Source organism: Halomonas flagellata (assembly GCF_022487945.1).
In the GTDB taxonomy this organism is placed as follows: domain Bacteria; phylum Pseudomonadota; class Gammaproteobacteria; order Pseudomonadales; family Halomonadaceae; genus Halomonas; species Halomonas flagellata.
In genome coordinates, this window is sequence record NZ_JAKVPY010000120.1 from 1 (window position 1) to 597 (window position 597).

A 597-nucleotide genomic window follows, 5' to 3' on the forward strand; every position below is an offset into this window, starting at 1 on the left:
GGCAAACATATACCTCCACTACGTCTTCGATCTGTGGGCGCATCAGTGGCGAGGTCGCTATGCCACAGGCAATGTGGTAATGGTCAGATACGCCGATGACATCGTCATCGGGTTCGACAAACGATACGATGCCCGGCGCTTCCGTATAGCCATGCAGCGCAGACTGAGGGAGTTCGGACTCACGGTTCACCCGGAGAAAACCCGTCTGATGGAGTTCGGCCGCTTCGCTGCCGAAAACCGTGCCATCAGGGGAAAAGGCAAACCAGAAACGTTCAACTTCCTCGGGTTCACGCACATCAGCGGGAAAGATCGCAACGGCAGGTTCATGCTGATACGAAAGACCCGCCGGGATCGGATGACGGCAACTCTGAAAGCCATCAAAGACGGTCTGCGAAGGCGCTGGCATTACTCAATCCCCGAACAGGGAAAATGGCTCAGGAGAGTGGTTCAGGGATACCTGAACTATCACACGGTACCGGGCAACTTCCCCACCATGCAGAAGTTGAGGACACACGTAACAAACCTCTGGCGCCGGGCGCTCAGGCGCAGGAGCCAGAAGGATGATACGACCTGGACGAAAGCAAACAAACTGGCAGC

At 56.1% G+C, this 597-nt stretch carries 1 protein-coding gene; it reads left to right on the forward strand.

Annotated features, from left to right (window positions below):
* Positions 1 to 31: 31 nt before the first annotated feature.
* Positions 32 to 597: reverse transcriptase domain-containing protein (locus MKP05_RS21450; RefSeq protein ID WP_439109015.1), on the forward strand; the 566-nt coding region annotated here is incomplete at its 3' end.